This is a genomic window from Streptomyces sp. NPDC004542 (assembly GCF_040610035.1).
Classification (GTDB): Bacteria; Actinomycetota; Actinomycetes; order Streptomycetales; family Streptomycetaceae; genus Streptomyces.
Map to the genome: position 1 here is coordinate 1 of NZ_JBEXLP010000002.1, position 13,634 is coordinate 13,634.

13 protein-coding genes are annotated in these 13,634 nt (G+C 73.2%); 4 read left to right on the forward strand and 9 right to left on the reverse strand.

Features of this window, described 5'->3' with window-relative positions; genetic code table 11:
* Window positions 1-340: 340 nt before the first annotated feature.
* Window positions 341-1,204 (reverse strand): LLM class F420-dependent oxidoreductase, encoded by an 864-nt coding sequence (locus ABZX30_RS01510; RefSeq protein WP_355927392.1) that lies wholly within the window; start codon window positions 1,202-1,204, stop codon window positions 341-343.
* 160 nt (window positions 1,205-1,364) lie between these two features.
* Here ABZX30_RS01510 and ABZX30_RS01515 point away from each other — a divergent pair, with 160 nt between their 5' ends.
* From ABZX30_RS01515 to ABZX30_RS01525, 3 genes are all read left to right on the forward strand, one after another.
* Window positions 1,365-2,930: a CehA/McbA family metallohydrolase gene (locus ABZX30_RS01515; RefSeq protein WP_355927395.1), complete on the forward strand. Its 1,566-nt coding sequence runs from the start codon at window positions 1,365-1,367 to the stop codon at window positions 2,928-2,930.
* A 381-nt stretch (window positions 2,931-3,311) separates the two neighbouring features.
* On the forward strand, window positions 3,312-3,464 hold the full coding sequence (locus ABZX30_RS01520; RefSeq protein ID WP_355927397.1) for a Scr1 family TA system antitoxin-like transcriptional regulator: 153 nt from the start codon (window positions 3,312-3,314) through the stop codon (window positions 3,462-3,464).
* A gap of 10 nt (window positions 3,465-3,474) precedes the next feature.
* Window positions 3,475-3,675, forward strand: a complete 201-nt coding sequence (locus ABZX30_RS01525; RefSeq protein ID WP_355927399.1) for a DUF397 domain-containing protein — start codon at window positions 3,475-3,477, stop codon at window positions 3,673-3,675.
* On the opposite strand, the gene ABZX30_RS01530 is transcribed toward ABZX30_RS01525, so the two are convergent.
* Together ABZX30_RS01530 and ABZX30_RS01535 are read right to left on the reverse strand one after the other, a co-directional pair.
* The gene (locus tag ABZX30_RS01530; RefSeq protein WP_355927913.1) at window positions 3,603-4,406 is read right to left on the reverse strand and encodes a TIGR03943 family protein; all 804 of its coding nucleotides are present in this window, start codon (window positions 4,404-4,406) and stop codon (window positions 3,603-3,605) included. The two genes, ABZX30_RS01525 and ABZX30_RS01530, sit on opposite strands and share 73 nt — an antisense overlap.
* Window positions 4,407-4,426: 20 nt before the next feature.
* Window positions 4,427-5,458 (reverse strand): permease, encoded by a 1,032-nt coding sequence (locus ABZX30_RS01535; protein ID WP_355927401.1) that lies wholly within the window; start codon window positions 5,456-5,458, stop codon window positions 4,427-4,429.
* A 97-nt stretch (window positions 5,459-5,555) separates the two neighbouring features.
* On the opposite strand from ABZX30_RS01535, the gene ABZX30_RS01540 reads away from it, so the two are divergent.
* Window positions 5,556-5,951, forward strand: coding sequence for a nitroreductase/quinone reductase family protein (locus ABZX30_RS01540; protein WP_355927404.1), 396 nt, complete (start codon window positions 5,556-5,558; stop codon window positions 5,949-5,951).
* A gap of 42 nt (window positions 5,952-5,993) precedes the next feature.
* On the opposite strand, the gene ABZX30_RS01545 is transcribed toward ABZX30_RS01540, so the two are convergent.
* The 6 genes from ABZX30_RS01545 to ABZX30_RS01570 form a co-directional block, all read right to left on the reverse strand.
* Entirely contained in the window at window positions 5,994-7,445 is a 1,452-nt protein-coding gene (locus ABZX30_RS01545) for an aldehyde dehydrogenase family protein (protein WP_355927407.1), read from the reverse strand.
* A complete protein-coding gene (locus ABZX30_RS01550) occupies window positions 7,442-9,172 on the reverse strand; it encodes a D-aminoacylase (RefSeq protein ID WP_355927409.1) in 1,731 nt (576 codons plus the stop codon). The genes ABZX30_RS01545 and ABZX30_RS01550 overlap by 4 nt, the downstream gene beginning before the upstream one ends.
* A gap of 11 nt (window positions 9,173-9,183) precedes the next feature.
* Window positions 9,184-10,302: an LLM class flavin-dependent oxidoreductase gene (locus tag ABZX30_RS01555; protein WP_355927412.1), complete on the reverse strand. Its 1,119-nt coding sequence runs from the start codon at window positions 10,300-10,302 to the stop codon at window positions 9,184-9,186.
* A 125-nt stretch (window positions 10,303-10,427) separates the two neighbouring features.
* Window positions 10,428-11,198 carry a glucose 1-dehydrogenase gene (locus tag ABZX30_RS01560; protein WP_355927414.1) on the reverse strand — a complete coding sequence of 257 codons (771 nt, stop codon included), beginning with the start codon at window positions 11,196-11,198 and terminating at the stop codon, window positions 10,428-10,430.
* Window positions 11,199-11,206: 8 nt separating this feature from the next.
* On the reverse strand, window positions 11,207-12,148 hold the full coding sequence (locus tag ABZX30_RS01565) for an LLM class F420-dependent oxidoreductase (protein WP_355927417.1): 942 nt from the start codon (window positions 12,146-12,148) through the stop codon (window positions 11,207-11,209).
* Between the two features lie 134 nt (window positions 12,149-12,282).
* Window positions 12,283-13,566 (reverse strand): amidohydrolase family protein, encoded by a 1,284-nt coding sequence (locus tag ABZX30_RS01570; RefSeq protein ID WP_355927420.1) that lies wholly within the window; start codon window positions 13,564-13,566, stop codon window positions 12,283-12,285.
* Between the last annotated feature and the right edge of the window lie 68 nt (window positions 13,567-13,634).

Sequence of the window (13,634 nt, forward strand, 5' to 3'; positions counted from 1 at the left end):
GCACGGCCGCCTCGGCGACGTCGAGGGCGACGCCCTCACGGGCCCGTTTCAGGGCGCGACGCATGGAGTTCTCGGTCGGGCCGGTTACCGAGGTCGCGGAAGTCGTCATCCTTCGAGCATACGAGCGCGGTGATCAGGGCAAACAGGCGCCGCCCGATTCGTCCCCGGCGGATGGCCCGTACACGGGGTCACGCCCGTTGCCGCGCCCGCGCACGCCCGTGTCCGGCCGCTACCGCGCCCGGCGCCACGCCTGGTGCCACGTCCGGTGCCGCGCCCGGTGCCGCGCCCGGTGCCGCGCCCGGTGCCACGCCCGGTGCCGCGCCCGGTGCCACGCCCGGTGTCACTCCGACGAAGCGGCGGCCGTCCGGTCGCCGTACCGGTCCAGCAGCCGCAGCACCTCCGCCTCCCCGGCGGGCGGCAGCTGCACCACCACCTCCTCGATGCCGAGTCCGGCGTAGTGCGCGAGCTTGCCGGGGGTGGGCTGCACGGCGTACGGCACGACCTGGAGGGCGGCGGGGTCGCGACCGGCGTCGGCCCAGGCGGCGCGCAGCACCGGCAGCGACTCGGTCAGGCCCCGGCCGCCGATCGGCAGCCACCCGTCGGCGTACTCGGCGATGTGCGCGAACAGGTTGGGCCCGGCGGCCCCGCCGACGAGCGTGCGGGGACCGACGACCGGCCCGCGCGGCTTCTGTGCGGGCTTGGGGTGGGCGTGGCTGGCCCGCACGCCGCCGAACTCCCCCTCGTACCCGGTCGGCTCCTCGGCCCACAGCGCCCGCATGAGCGCCATCCGGTCCCGGACCAGCTCCCGCCGCGTGCGCCAGCGGACGCCGTGGTCGGCGGCCTCCTCGACGTTCCATCCGAAGCCGACGCCGAGGGTGAACCGGCCGCCGGAGAGGTGGTCCAGCGTGGCGACCTGCTTGGCGAGGCCGATCGGGTCGTGCTGGGCCACGAGGGTGATCCCGGTGCCCAGTCCCAGCCGCTCGGTCACCGCCGCCGCCTGGCCGAGCGCGACGAAGGGGTCGAGGGTACGGCCGTACTCGCGCGGCAGCTCGCCGCCGGCCGGGTACGGGGTGGTCCGCTCGACCGGGATGTGGGTGTGCTCGGGCAGGTACAGCCCGGCGAACCCGCGCTGTTCCAGCTCACGGGCGAGCCGGACGGGGGTGATGGTCTCGTCGCTGAGGAAGATCGTGACGGCGATTCGCATGTCCCAGGCGTACCGGGGGGCGGACCACCTGTCCATACCGACCCGTCGGCGCATCTCGCCCGCGGGACAAGAGCGTCCATGACAAGTTGTCAGCTCGCCCTTGCCCGGCATACGAGGAGAGTTCACGCCCCGCACCGGACGGTGACCCCATGGTGACCCCATGTGTGACGACACGCACGGCATCGGAAGGCGCGCCCTGTTCGTGACGGGAGCGGCGGCGGCGCTTACGTTGGGAAGCGTGAGCTTCGCGGCAGCGGCGGACGACCACGGCCAGGAGACCCGGACGGTACGCGGCACGCTGCCGCCCGGCTCCCCGGACTTCGTCTACGTACCCGTCGAAGTCCCCCCGGGCGTACGGGAGATCAAGGTCTCCTACACCTACGACAAGCCGTCCGTCCCGGCCGGCACCCCGGGCAACGCACTCGACATCGGTCTCTTCGACCAGCACGGCACCGAACTCGGCGGCCGGGGCTTCCGGGGCTGGTCGGGCGGCGCCCGCACCGAGTTCTTCGTCCGCGCGGACGACGCCACGCCCGGCTACCTCCCGGGCCCGGTCCGGGAGGGCACGTGGCACATCGCCCTCGGCCCCTACACGGTGGCGCCGCAGGGCCTGACGTACGAGCTGACGATCACGCTCACGTACGGCGAACCGGGCACCACGCCGCGCCCGGTGTACCCGCCCTCCCGGGCGAAGGGGCGGGGCCGGGCCTGGTACCGGGGCGACTGCCACCTGCACTCCTGGCACTCCGACGGCCGCCGCACCCCGGCCGAGATCGCGGCCCTCGCCCGGGCGGCGGGCCTGGACTTCGTCAACTCCTCCGACCACAACACGCACTCCGCCCACGCCCACTGGGCGGACGCCGCCGGGGACGACCTGCTGGTCATGCTCGGCGAGGAGATCACGACGCGGAACGGCCACGTGGTGGCCCTGGGCACCGACCCCGGCACCTTCGTCGAGTGGCGCTACCGGGCGCGGGACAACCGCTTCGCGCGTTTCGCGGGGCGCATCCGCAGGGCCGGCGGCCTGGTCGTCCCCGCCCACCCGCACGCCACCTGCGTCGGCTGCGGCTGGAAGTTCGGCTTCGGCGAGGCGGACGCCCTGGAGGTGTGGAACGGCCCGTACACACCGGACGACGAGATCACGCTCGCCGAGTGGGACAACCTGCTCGTGGCCTACGTCCGGGAGGGCCGGGAGGGCCGGGAGGCCCGGGAGGCCCGGGAGGGCGTCGGTGCGGGCGGCCGGTCGTGGCTCCCGGCGATGGGCAACAGCGACGCCCACCGCGACCCGGACCTGGTCGGCAGCCCCCAGACCGTCGTCCTCGCCGACGATCTGACCCGCCAGGCGATCCAGGAGGGCATCCGCGCGGGCCGCTCGTACGTGGCGGAGTCCAGGAACGTCTCCCTGACCTTCACGGCGACGAGCGCCCGGGGCCGGCACGCGGGCATCGGTGAGCGGCTGGCGGCCGACCCGGACACCCCGGTGACGGTCCGCCTGGAGGTCTCGGGCGCCCCGCGCTGCACGGCCCGCATCATCACCGACCAGGGCGTCCTGCTGACCAGCGACCCGTTCCCGGTCTCCGGCTCGGGCGCGGTGGAGTGGCAGACGACCCCCGCCTACGCGGCCTACGTGCGCGCGGAACTGCGCCACGAGACGGCGGCGGGCCCCGTACCGGGGGCGCTGGCCGCGTTCACCAACCCGATCTTCCTGGGACGGTGGGGCGGGTGAGCGCGACGCCGCTCGCGTAGTCGCCGTGGGGCCGCCCGCTTCTTTCGCAGTGTCGTGCTTCCACGACCCGAGCAGGACCGTGTGCTCCGTGGTGAGGCGTCCCGCAACTCGGCATGGGGCGGGCTACGTGGAGTTGGATGGTGCGGGCTGTGGGAGATCGCGAAACCGCTGATCCCGCGGGCGGTGTGTCGCGTGGGTGGAGGGTGGCGGCGTCCGATCAGGGTGCGCACGCGGGCACCAGCGGCGCATGGTCTTGGAGAGGGGGACTCGTGTGAAGCGGTGATGACTCTCCCTGACCAAAGGATGAAAGGACCCCAGCCGTGCTCGGGCTGTGCGCTCATGGTCTGCTCCTGCTGAAAGGGCATGGTTCCGATTCCCGGTATGGCCCTGATCACCGCGCCACACGGGCCCGTACTCCTCGATGCCGAAGCCCACCTCGAGAAGTACCGGCGTCTGCTCGACGCCGTCGAACGTCTCGCCCTCGCCCCGCAGAAGTCGCGGGATCTCATCCATTCCATCGCCCAGAACCTGTGAAGGAGCCGCCATGTCCGCACGCCTGGGGCAGAAGTCGTCCTACTGCCAGGAGGGGGAGGCCTGCGTCCACATATCCCGCACCGCCACCACCATCCGGCTGACCGAATCCGCCGACCCGGCCCACACCACCCTCACCACTCACTCCCCCGCCTTCGCCGCCCTCCTCGGCTCGCTCAAGGCCAGGCCCGGCAGGGGCAGCGCGTCCGAGTAGCCGTTGATCGGGCGGGGGACCTTCTTCAGGGTGTGGGCGTCGAGGGCGGCCGGGGCGGTGGGCGTGCCCAGGGTGCCGCCGGGGTGCCAGGTGCCGGTGACCGTGACCCAGGTGTCGGCGGCGGGGGCCTGAGGGCCGTAGACGCGCACCTTCACCGTCTGGGCGTCCGCCGCGCAGCAGGAGATGATGATCCGGGTCAGGTACCAGCCGCTGCCGTTGCCCGTGGGCGTGACGATCCCCGTCATCCGCACCGTGCGGGCCTTGATGGCCTGCCCCGGGTCCTGCTGGACCCGGCGGGTGAAGTCGGTCAGCGTGATCGGCAGCGGGGAGGTCGCGGGCAGCGGGTCGAAGTGCGACTGCCGGGTGACCTCCTTGGCGTCCGCGTGGGAGGCGGTGTACGCGCCGAGGGACGGCGGGGCGTACAGGAGCAGGCTCAGCGCGGGCAGGAGCAGCAGCCATGCGGCGCGCGGGATCCCCGAGTGGTCGTGCCCGTGGGCCGCGTCGCCGTGCTCGTGCCCGTGCTGCGCGTCGCCGCCGTGCTCGTGCGCGGCCGGCGTCCGCCAGGACCACGCCTCCGCCCCCGCGAGGGCGAGCAGCACCACGCCGGACGCGACCAGCATCCAGTGCATGCCCGGCCGGACGTAGCGCAGGTACAGGTCGGTGAGGAGCGACGCGTAGAGCACGCCGGCGCCGGTCAGGGTGAGGAGGACGGCCGGTACGAAGCGCTTCACGGCGGTGTTCCCAGCGGTGTTCACAGCAGTACGCCTCCGATCAGGGCGGCGCACAGGACGGCGACCACCAGCGTGGCGGCGGAGAAGCGGAGCGCGAAGGCCCGGCCGAACGTGCCCGTCTGGAGGGCGATCAGCTTCAGGTCGACCATGGGGCCGACGACCATGAACGCGAGCCGTGCGACGGGCGAGAAGCCGCTGAGGGAGGCGGCCACGAAGGCGTCGGCCTCCGAGCAGACCGCGAGCAGCACCGCCAGCCCGGCGAGGAACAGCACCGACAGCCACGGTGAGCCGGAGAAGGTGTCGAGCACGGAGCGCGGCACGGTGACGTTGAAGGTGGCCGCCGCCATGGCGCCGACGACGAGGAAGCCGCCCGCGTGCAGGAAGTCGTGCTGGAAGCCGCGCCGGAACTCCGTCCAGCGGCTGTGGCCCGGGTGGTGGCCGGTGTGCCGGACCGCCGGCCGCAGCCATTCCTCGCGGCCCCGCCACAGCCACAGCCAGCCCATGACGGCGGCGGCGGCGAGCGAGGCGAGGAGCCGGGCCAGGACCATCGCGGGGTTGCCGGGGAAGGCGATGGCGGTGGCGGTCAGGACGACCGGGTTGACGGCGGGCGCGGAGAGGAGGAAGGCGAACGCGGCGGCGGGCGTCACCCCGCGCCCGATCAGGCTGTTCGCGACCGGTACGGAGGCGCACTCGCAGCCGGGCAGCACGGCTCCGGCCACGGAGGCGACCGGGACGGCCAGCGCGGGCCGGCTCGGCAGCAGCCGGGTGAAGACCCGCGCCGGGACGAAGGCGTTGATCGCGCCGGACAGGGCCGTGCCCAGGAGGAGGAAGGGCAGCGCCTGCACGGTGACCGCGAGGCACACGGTGCGCCAGGCCTGGAGGGCGGGGCCCTCCGACCAGCGGCCGAGGAGGACGACCGCCGTACCGGGGAGCACCGCCGCCGCCACCAGCCACAGGGGCCAGAAGCGGGGCGGGCGGAGTGTGGTGGCGTCCTCCTCGGCCGTGCCGTCCCGGGCGACGGCCTCCCGCACTGGTTCCTCGGTCTGCTGCACTCCCGCTCCCGCTCCCGCTCGTCCGAAGTCAGGCTCGAACATAGCGTGGAGCTCGGCACCTTCCGGTCATGCCCGCGCAAAAGGAGTTCCGTCGCCGATGTCCCGCCTCACCGACCTCCGTTTCCGCGCCACCACCGGCTTCCAGCGCCGCGTGGGCAATCCGGTGCTGCGCCGCCTCCCCTTCCAGACGGTGCTGGAGACCACGGGCCGGGTCTCCGGGCTGCCCCGGCGGACCCCGGTGGGCGGACGCCGGGTCGGGGACTCGTTCTGGCTGGTGTCCGAGTTCGGGGAGCGGTCGCAGTACGTGCGGAACATCCGGGCGAACCCGGCGGTCCGGGTCCGGATCCGGGGGCGGTGGCACACCGGCACCGCGCATCTGCTGCCGGACGACGATCCGGTGGCCCGGCTGCGCCTTCTGCCCCGGATGAACAGCGCGGCGGTGCGGGTGCTGGGCACCGGTCTGCTGACCGTACGGGTGGATCTGGAGCCGTAGGAGCCAGGAGCCGTAGGAGCCAGGAGCCGTGAGGCGGCCTCCTCACCCCGGCCAGACGATCGCCTGCACCTCGCTGTACGCGTGCAGGGCGTACACGCCCACGTCCCGGCCGACCCCGCTCTGCTTGAACCCGCCGAACGGCGCCTCCATGTTGCGGCCGACCGTGTTGATCCCGACCCCGCCGGCCCGCAGCCGCCGGGCCACCCGGAAGGCCCTGGCCACGTCGCCGGACCAGACGTAGTCGATCAGGCCGTAGTCGGAGTCGTTGGCGAGGGCGACCGCCTCCTCCTCGTCGTCGAAGGGGACGACCGAGACCACCGGGCCGAAGATCTCCTCGCGGACCGCCCGCATGTCGTTGGTGCAGTCGGCGAGCAGGGTCGGGGCGACGTAGTAGCCGCGGTCGAGCGGCGGGCGCGCGCCGCCGGTGACCACGGTGGCGCCCTCCTTGCGGGCGAGCTCCACGTACGACTCCACCCGGTCCCGGTGGCCGGCGGAGATCACCGGGCCCACCACCGTGTCCGGCGCGGCCGGGTCCCCCACCGTCAGCCGGCCCGCGTGGGCGGCAAGCCCCGAGACGAGGGCGTCGTACACGCGCCGCTGGACGAGCACCCGTGTCGGTGCCGTGCAGATCTGCCCGCTGTAGAAGGAGAAGGTGGTGCCGATCCCGGCCACCGCCGAGTCGAGGTCCGCGTCGTCGAAGACGAGCGCCGCGCCCTTCCCGCCCAGCTCCATCAGCTGCCGCTTCATGTCCCGCCCGCACACCTCGGCGATGCGCCGGCCGACCGCCGTGGAGCCGGTGAAGCTCACCATGTCGACGTCCGGCGAGGCCACGGCCGCCTCGCCGACGGCCGTCTCGCGGCCGGAGACGACGTTCACCACGCCGGGTGGCGCCCCGGCCGCCTCGAGGGCCTCGGCCATGCGGTAGACGGACAGCGGGTCCTGCGGGGCGGGTTTCACCACGACCGTGTTGCCCATGGCGAGTGCCGGGGCGACCTTTCCGGCCGGGTTGGCCCACGGGTTGTTGTACGACGTCACGCAGGTGACGACGCCCACCGGCTGGCGCACGGCCAGCGCGCCCATCACGGCCGCCCGCCCCATCGGGCCCGCCTCGTTGATCTGCGGTGGGATCGCCCATTCGGCGGGTTCCACGCGGGCGTACCGGCGGAAGCGGGCCGCGGCGACCCCGACCTGCATCGCGCGGGCGGTGCCGGTGGTGGCGCCGGTCTCGGCGCGGGCCAGGTCGGCGTACGGCACCAGGTGGGCGCGGAGGTGGCCGGCGGCCCGGGCCAGGACCGCCGCGCGTTCCTCCGGCGGGGTGCGGGACCAGGGGCCGAAGGCCTCGCGGGCCGCGGCACAGGCCGCGCGGGCCTGCTCCCGGGTGGCCTCGGGTGCCCAGCCGACGGTCTCCTCGGTCGCCGGGTCGGTCACCGGGTAGTGGCCGGCGTCCGGCTCCACCCAGGCGCCGCCGATGAACAGCCGCTGCCCTTCGGTCACTTGGTGCTCACCGTCCGGGTGTCCCGCCCCGAGCGCAGCACCCGCCCGGGCACCGCCCCGGTCACCACGTCGTCCCGGATCGCCTCGACCCCGTTGACCCAGACGGCCCGGATCCCGATGGCCTTGGAGTCCAGCCGTGGGCTGTCACCCGGCAGGTCGTGCACCAGGGTGGCCTGGCCCGCCTCGATCCGTTCCGGGTCGAACAGGACGAGGTCCGCGTGCCAGCCCTCCTGGATCCGGCCCCGCTCGCGCAGGCCGAAGAGGCGTGCCGGGTCGTCCGTCAGCATCTTCACCGCCTGTTCCAGGCCGACCAGCCTGCGCCCGCGCAGGCAGTCCCCGAGGAACCGGGTGGTGTACGGCGCCCCGCACATGCGGTCCAGGTGCGCGCCCGCGTCGGAGCCGCCGAGCAGGACGTCCTCGTGCTGCCAGGTCTCGGCCCGCAGCGCCCAGGACGCCGGGTCGTTGTCGGTGGGCATGGGCCACAGGACCGTGCGCAGGTCGTCGGCGGCGCAGATGTCCACCAGGCAGGCGAAGGGGTCCTGGCCGCGCTCCGCGGCGATGTCCCGGACCACGCGGCCGGTGAGCCCGCGGTTGGCCTCGCTGTAGGTGTCCCCGATGACGTACCGGCCGAAGTGCGCCAGCCGCCGGAAGACGCCCGCCTCCCTGGAGTCGGCGCGGCGCAGCAGCTCCGCCCGGACCTCCGCGTCGCGCAGGCGCGCGATGCGCTCGGGGACGGGCAGGGCGAGGATCTCGCCCCAGCCGGGGATCAGGTTGAGCGCGCAGAAGGTGCCCAGGGACATGTTCATCGGGGTGAGGATCGGCATGGTGAGGGCGACGACCCGGCCGCCGGCCTCGCGGGCCCGTTCGCTCGCCGACAGCTGCCTGGGCACGCGCTCGGGGACCGCGGCGTCGACGGTGAGGACGTTCCAGTTCAGGGGGCGTCCGGCGGTGGCGCTCATCTCCACGAACAGGTCGATCTCGGCGTCGCTGAACTGGTCGAGGCAGCCCGCGACGATCGCCTCGATCTGGGTGCCCTCGTGCTCGCCGACCGCCCGGGCCAGGGCGAGCAGTTCCCCGGGGCGGGCGTGGCGGGAGGCGACGGGCCGGCCGTCGCCGTCGGAGTGCGTGGACGACTGGGTGGTGGACAGGCCCCAGGCGCCCGCGTCCATCGCCTCGTGGAAGAGGCGCAGCATCCGCTCCAGCTGCTGCGGTGTGGGCTGCCCGCCGACCGCGTCCGGGCCCATGACGTAGCGGCGGAGCGCGCAGTGCCCCACCATGAAGCCGGCGTTGACGGCGATCCGGCCCTCCAGGGCGTCCAGGTACTCCCCGAAGGTGTGCCAGTTCCAGGGCGCGCCTTCCTCCAGGGCGACCAGGGACATGCCCTCCACCTTGGACATCATCCGGCGGGTGTAGTCGGCGTCCTCGGGCCGGTCCGGGTGCAGGGGGGCGAGGGTGAAGCCGCAGTTGCCGGCGGCGACCGTGGTCACGCCGTGGTTGAGCGACGGTGTCGCGTAGGGGTCCCAGAAGAGCTGGGCGTCGTAGTGGGTGTGCGGGTCGACGAAGCCGGGGGCGAGGACGAGGCCGTGCGCGTCCTCGCTGGTCCGGGCGGACTCGGTGATCTCGCCGACGGCGGCGATCCGGCCGTCCCGTACGCCGACGTCGGCGGTGCGGGCGGGGGCGCCCGTCCCGTCGACGACGGTCGCCCCCTTGATGACGTGGTCGAGCATGCCCGGGCCCCCTACGCGGCTTCCCGGAACCGGGTGGTCCGGTGGACCGGGTCCGTGTCGATCTTCGGGATCACGTGCTCCCCGATCAGCCGGATGGTCTGGAGCGTCTCCTCCTTGGGCACCCCGACCGGCAGCCCGAAGCTGAGCTGGTCGGCGCCGGCCTGCTCCCAGCGCTTGCACTGGCGCAGCACCTCGTCGGGGTCGCCGCAGATCAGCAGCTCCTCCTCGACGAGGAGTTCGACGAACTCGGGGGTGTACTCGGGCAGCGTCTCCGGCCACTCGGGGAAGCCTTCGGGGCGCGGGAAGGTGTCGTGGTAGCGGAAGACGAGGGAGGGCAGGTAGTGCAGCCCGCCGCCGGCCGCGATCCGGATGGCCTCCTCGTGGGTCGGGGCGCAGATGGCGGTCGTCGTCACCATCACGTTGTCGTTGACGAAGTCCCCGACGGGCTCCGCGTTCACGACCGCCGTCTTGTACTGCTCCAGCACCCACTCCATGTCGGAGACCTTCTGGATGCTGAAGCCCAGCACGCCGAGCCCCTTCTTCGCGGCCATGGCGTAGGAGGGCGGGGATCCGGCCGCGTACCACATGGCCGGGTGCGACTTCCCGTACGGCTTGGGGAGCACCTTCCTCGGGGGCAGCTGCCAGTGCTTGCCCTGGAAGCCCGGGTACTCGTCCTGGAGCCACATCTTCGGGAACTCGGCGATGGTCTCCTCCCAGATCTCCTTCGTGTAGTTCATGTCGGTGATGCCGGGGAGGAAGCCGAGGATCTCGTGGGACCCGGCGCCCCGCCCGCTGCCGAACTCGAAGCGGCCCTCGCTGAGGTGGTCGAGCATGGCGACCTTCTCGGCCACCTTCACGGGGTGGTTGACCTGGGCGAGGGGGTTGAAGATGCCGGAGCCGAGGTGGATGCGGTCGGTGGCGTGGGCGAGGTAGCCGAGGAAGACGTCGTTGGCGGAGAGGTGGGAGTACTCCTCCAGGAAGTGGTGCTCGGAGGCCCAGGCGTACTTGAAGCCGGACTTGTCCGCCTGGATGACGTACTCGGTCTCCTCCATCAGTGCCTTGTGCTCGGCCAGCGGGTCGGTCTCGGCTCGCTTGCCCACGTATCCCTGTACAAAGAGCCCGAATTCCACCGCGGATCACCGTCCCTCACGTACTGACGCACCGTCAGATTGCCTGCCGCCCGACTGTTGCACCGCCCGCATGCACCGTCAATAGCTGACGATCCGTCAGCTAAATCAGCTCATACGGTCAGTCCTCAGACGACCGCGACGCCGGCCAGCCACCCGCCGTCGATCACGAACGGCTGCCCGGTGATGTACGAGGAGTCGTCGCAGGTGAGGAAGAGGGCCAGCCGGGCCACCTCGTCCGCCCTGCCGATCCGGCCCAGCGGCACGAGCCTGCGGTACAGCTCGTCCAGGGCCCGGGTGGTCTCCTCCGGGTCCGCGTCCGGGTCCAGCCGGGCCGGGTTGGACATCGCGGTGTCGATGGCGCCCGGGCAGATCGCGTTGACCCGGATCCCGCGGTGCGCCAGCTCCAGGGCGGCGACCCGGGTGAGCCCGAGGACCGCGTGCTTGGTGGCCGCGTACGTGCCGACGGCCGCCATGCCGGTCAGCGCGGTGTAGGAGGCGGTGTTGACGATCGTCCCGCCCTCGGCCAGCGCGGGCGCCACCGTCTTCACGCCGAGGAAGCAGCCGACCTGGTTGACCTGCACGACCTGCATGAACTCCTCCAGCGGCGTGTCCACCAGGGAGTTGAAGCGCAGGATGCCCGCGTTGTTGACCAGCCCGTCGACCCGGCCGTACGCCTGCCGCGCGGCGGCGAGCGCGGCCTGCCAGTCGTCCTCGCGGCTCACGTCCAGGTGGACGTACGGCGCCCCGAGCTCCTTGGCCAGCGCCTCCCCCTGGTCGTCCAGCACGTCCGACACCACCACCCGCGCGCCCTCCGCCGCGAAGAGCCGCGCCTCCTGCTCGCCCTGCCCGCGTGCCGCGCCGGTGATGATGACGACGCGCCCGTCCAGCTTGGCCATGTCTCTCCTCAGTCGAGTGCGGGGGCGACCTCGGCCCCGAAGGCGGCTATCTGATCGGTGAGCTCGGTGCGGCTCCGGCAGCGGAACCGCACCTGGATCTGGTGCACGCCCATCGCGCGGTACGCCCGGAGCGACTCGGCGAGGGCCCCGGGGGCGCCGGTGAGGGTGCGGCGGCCGGTGTCCCAGCCGGGCCGGCCGACGTACAGGGGCTCGGTGATCGCGCCGACGGTCAGGGGCGCCTCGACGCCGGCCCGCTCCCTCAGCTCCCGGAGCCGGGCGATCTGCGCGGGCAGCCGGTCCCGCGGGTCCCCCTGCGGGAGCCAGCCGTCGCCCTTGAGCGCGGCCCGGCGCACGGCGGCGGGCGAGGAGCCGCCCACCCACAGGGGCACGTGCGGCTGGGCGGGCCGGGGCCGCTGCCCGAGGCCCGCGAAGTCGTATTCCTTGCCGTGGTGCTCGGGGTACTCCCCGGCCCCCAGGGCCGCCCGCAGCGCGTCGATCGACTCGTCGAGCAGGGGGCCGCGCCGCTCGAAGTCCACGCCCAGCGCCTCGAACTCCTCCCGCACGTGCCCGGCGCCCACCCCGAGGATCAGCCGCCCCCCGCTGAGGTGGTCGAGGGTGGCGTACTGCTTGGCGGTGACGAGCGGGTGCCGCAGGGCGACGACCGCGACGTGACTGAGCAGCCGGACGCGTTCGGTGACGGCGGCGAGGTGGGCGAGGGTGGCCACCGGGTCGTACCAGACCGTGCTCATCGCGGGCGCCAGCCGGCGCGGGACGCCGACGTGGTCGCAGCAGGCGAGGTAGGCGAAGCCGGCGCGGTCGGCGGCGCGGGCGATCTCGACCAGGTCGGCAGGGCCGGCGGCGGCTTCCCAGGCCTCCGCGTAGAGGGTGCTCTGGGACTGGACGGGGAGCTGGATGCCGTAGGCGAGGCGCTGCTCGAGCAAGACGGGCACGGTGACCCCCTCCGCATGGGCTGACGGTTCGCCAGGCGACGACCGCTGGGCACATGGTCATAGCTGACGAACCGTCAGACAAGAGGGAGGCCGGAACCGGAGGAGACGGGAAACGGGGGCGGCGCGGCCCGGCGTCAACCGACGGCGGCTCCCCCGCCGGGCCACAGACCGTCCTCCGTCAGCCCCAGCAGCTCGATCGCGTTGCCCCGTACGATCCGCTCGACCACGTCCGCCGCCAGGTGCCCCATCTGGGCCTCGCCGACCTCGCGGGACTTCGGCCAGGTGGAGTCGGAGTGCGGGTAGTCGGTCTCGTACAGGACGTTTCCGAGGCCGACGGCGTCCAGGTTCCTGAGCCCGAAGGCGTCGTCGAAGAAGCAGCCGTAGACGTGCTCGGCGAAGAGCTCCGAGGGCGGCCGGTGCACCTTGTCGGCGACACCGCCCCACCCGCGGTTCTCCTCCCAGACCACGTCGGCCCGCTCCAGGATGTACGGGATCCACCCGATCTGCCCTTCCGCGTACATCACCTTCAGGTTCGCAAACCGCTCGAACTTGCCGCTCATCAGCCAGTCGACCATCGAGAAGCAGCAGTTGGCGAAGGTGATGGTGGAGCCGACGGCGGGCGGGGCGTCGGCGGAGGTGGAGGGCATGCGGCTGCTGGAGCCGATGTGCATGGCGACGACCGTGCCGGTCTCGTCGCAGGCGGCGAGGAAGGGGTCCCAGGCGTCGGTGTGCACGGAGGGCAGGCCGAGGTGCGGGGGTATCTCGGAGAAGGCGACGGCCCGGACACCGCGCGCGGCGTTGCGCCGCACCTCCTCGGCGGCGAGGTCGGCGTCCCAGAGCGGGACGAGGGTGAGCGGGACGAGCCGCCCGCGCGCCTTCGGCCCGCACCACTCCTCCACCATCCAGTCGTTGTAGGCCCGCACGCACAGCAGGCCCAGCTCACGGTCCTCCGCCTCCGTGAAGGTCTGCCCGCAGAAGCGCGGGAAGGTCGGGAAGCACAGGGCCGACTGCACGTGGTTGGCGTCCATGTCGGCGAGACGGGCGGGGACGTCGTACGACCCCGGCCGCATCTGCTCGTACGTGATGATCTCCAGCTTGATCTCGTCCCTGCTGTACCCCACGGCGGTGTCGAGGCGGGTGAGGGGCCGGTGCAGGTCCTCGTACACCCACCAGTCGCCGACCGGGCCCTCGTCGCCCGGCGCGCCCATGACGGGCTTGAACCGGCCACCGAGGAAGGTCATCTCCTTCAGGGGGGCACGGACGATCCGCGGGCCCGTGTCCCGGTATTTCGCGGGGAGCCGGTCCTGCCAGACGTGCGCGGGCTCCACGGTGTGGTCGTCGACGGAGATGATCCGCGGGAAGCCACCGGGGGCGTCGGGGGCGTCGCGGGTCTCGATCCGGGCGTCTTGGGTGTCCATGGCGCCCACGGTAGCGCTGATCTGACGGACCGTCAGCTCACCTGTAGGTGAGGAGAGCATGTGAGGGG

Coding starts and splice junctions, on each gene's coding strand:
- ABZX30_RS01510 (WP_355927392.1), bottom strand. CDS start 1,204: ATGCGAATCGCCGTCACGATCTTCCTCAGCGACGAGACCATCACCCCC.
- ABZX30_RS01515 (WP_355927395.1), top strand. CDS start 1,365: ATGTGTGACGACACGCACGGCATCGGAAGGCGCGCCCTGTTCGTGACG.
- ABZX30_RS01520 (WP_355927397.1), top strand. CDS start 3,312: ATGGCCCTGATCACCGCGCCACACGGGCCCGTACTCCTCGATGCCGAA.
- ABZX30_RS01525 (WP_355927399.1), top strand. CDS start 3,475: ATGTCCGCACGCCTGGGGCAGAAGTCGTCCTACTGCCAGGAGGGGGAG.
- ABZX30_RS01540 (WP_355927404.1), top strand. CDS start 5,556: ATGTCCCGCCTCACCGACCTCCGTTTCCGCGCCACCACCGGCTTCCAG.
- ABZX30_RS01550 (WP_355927409.1), bottom strand. CDS start 9,172: ATGCTCGACCACGTCATCAAGGGGGCGACCGTCGTCGACGGGACGGGC.
- ABZX30_RS01560 (WP_355927414.1), bottom strand. CDS start 11,198: ATGGCCAAGCTGGACGGGCGCGTCGTCATCATCACCGGCGCGGCACGC.
- ABZX30_RS01570 (WP_355927420.1), bottom strand. CDS start 13,566: ATGGACACCCAAGACGCCCGGATCGAGACCCGCGACGCCCCCGACGCC.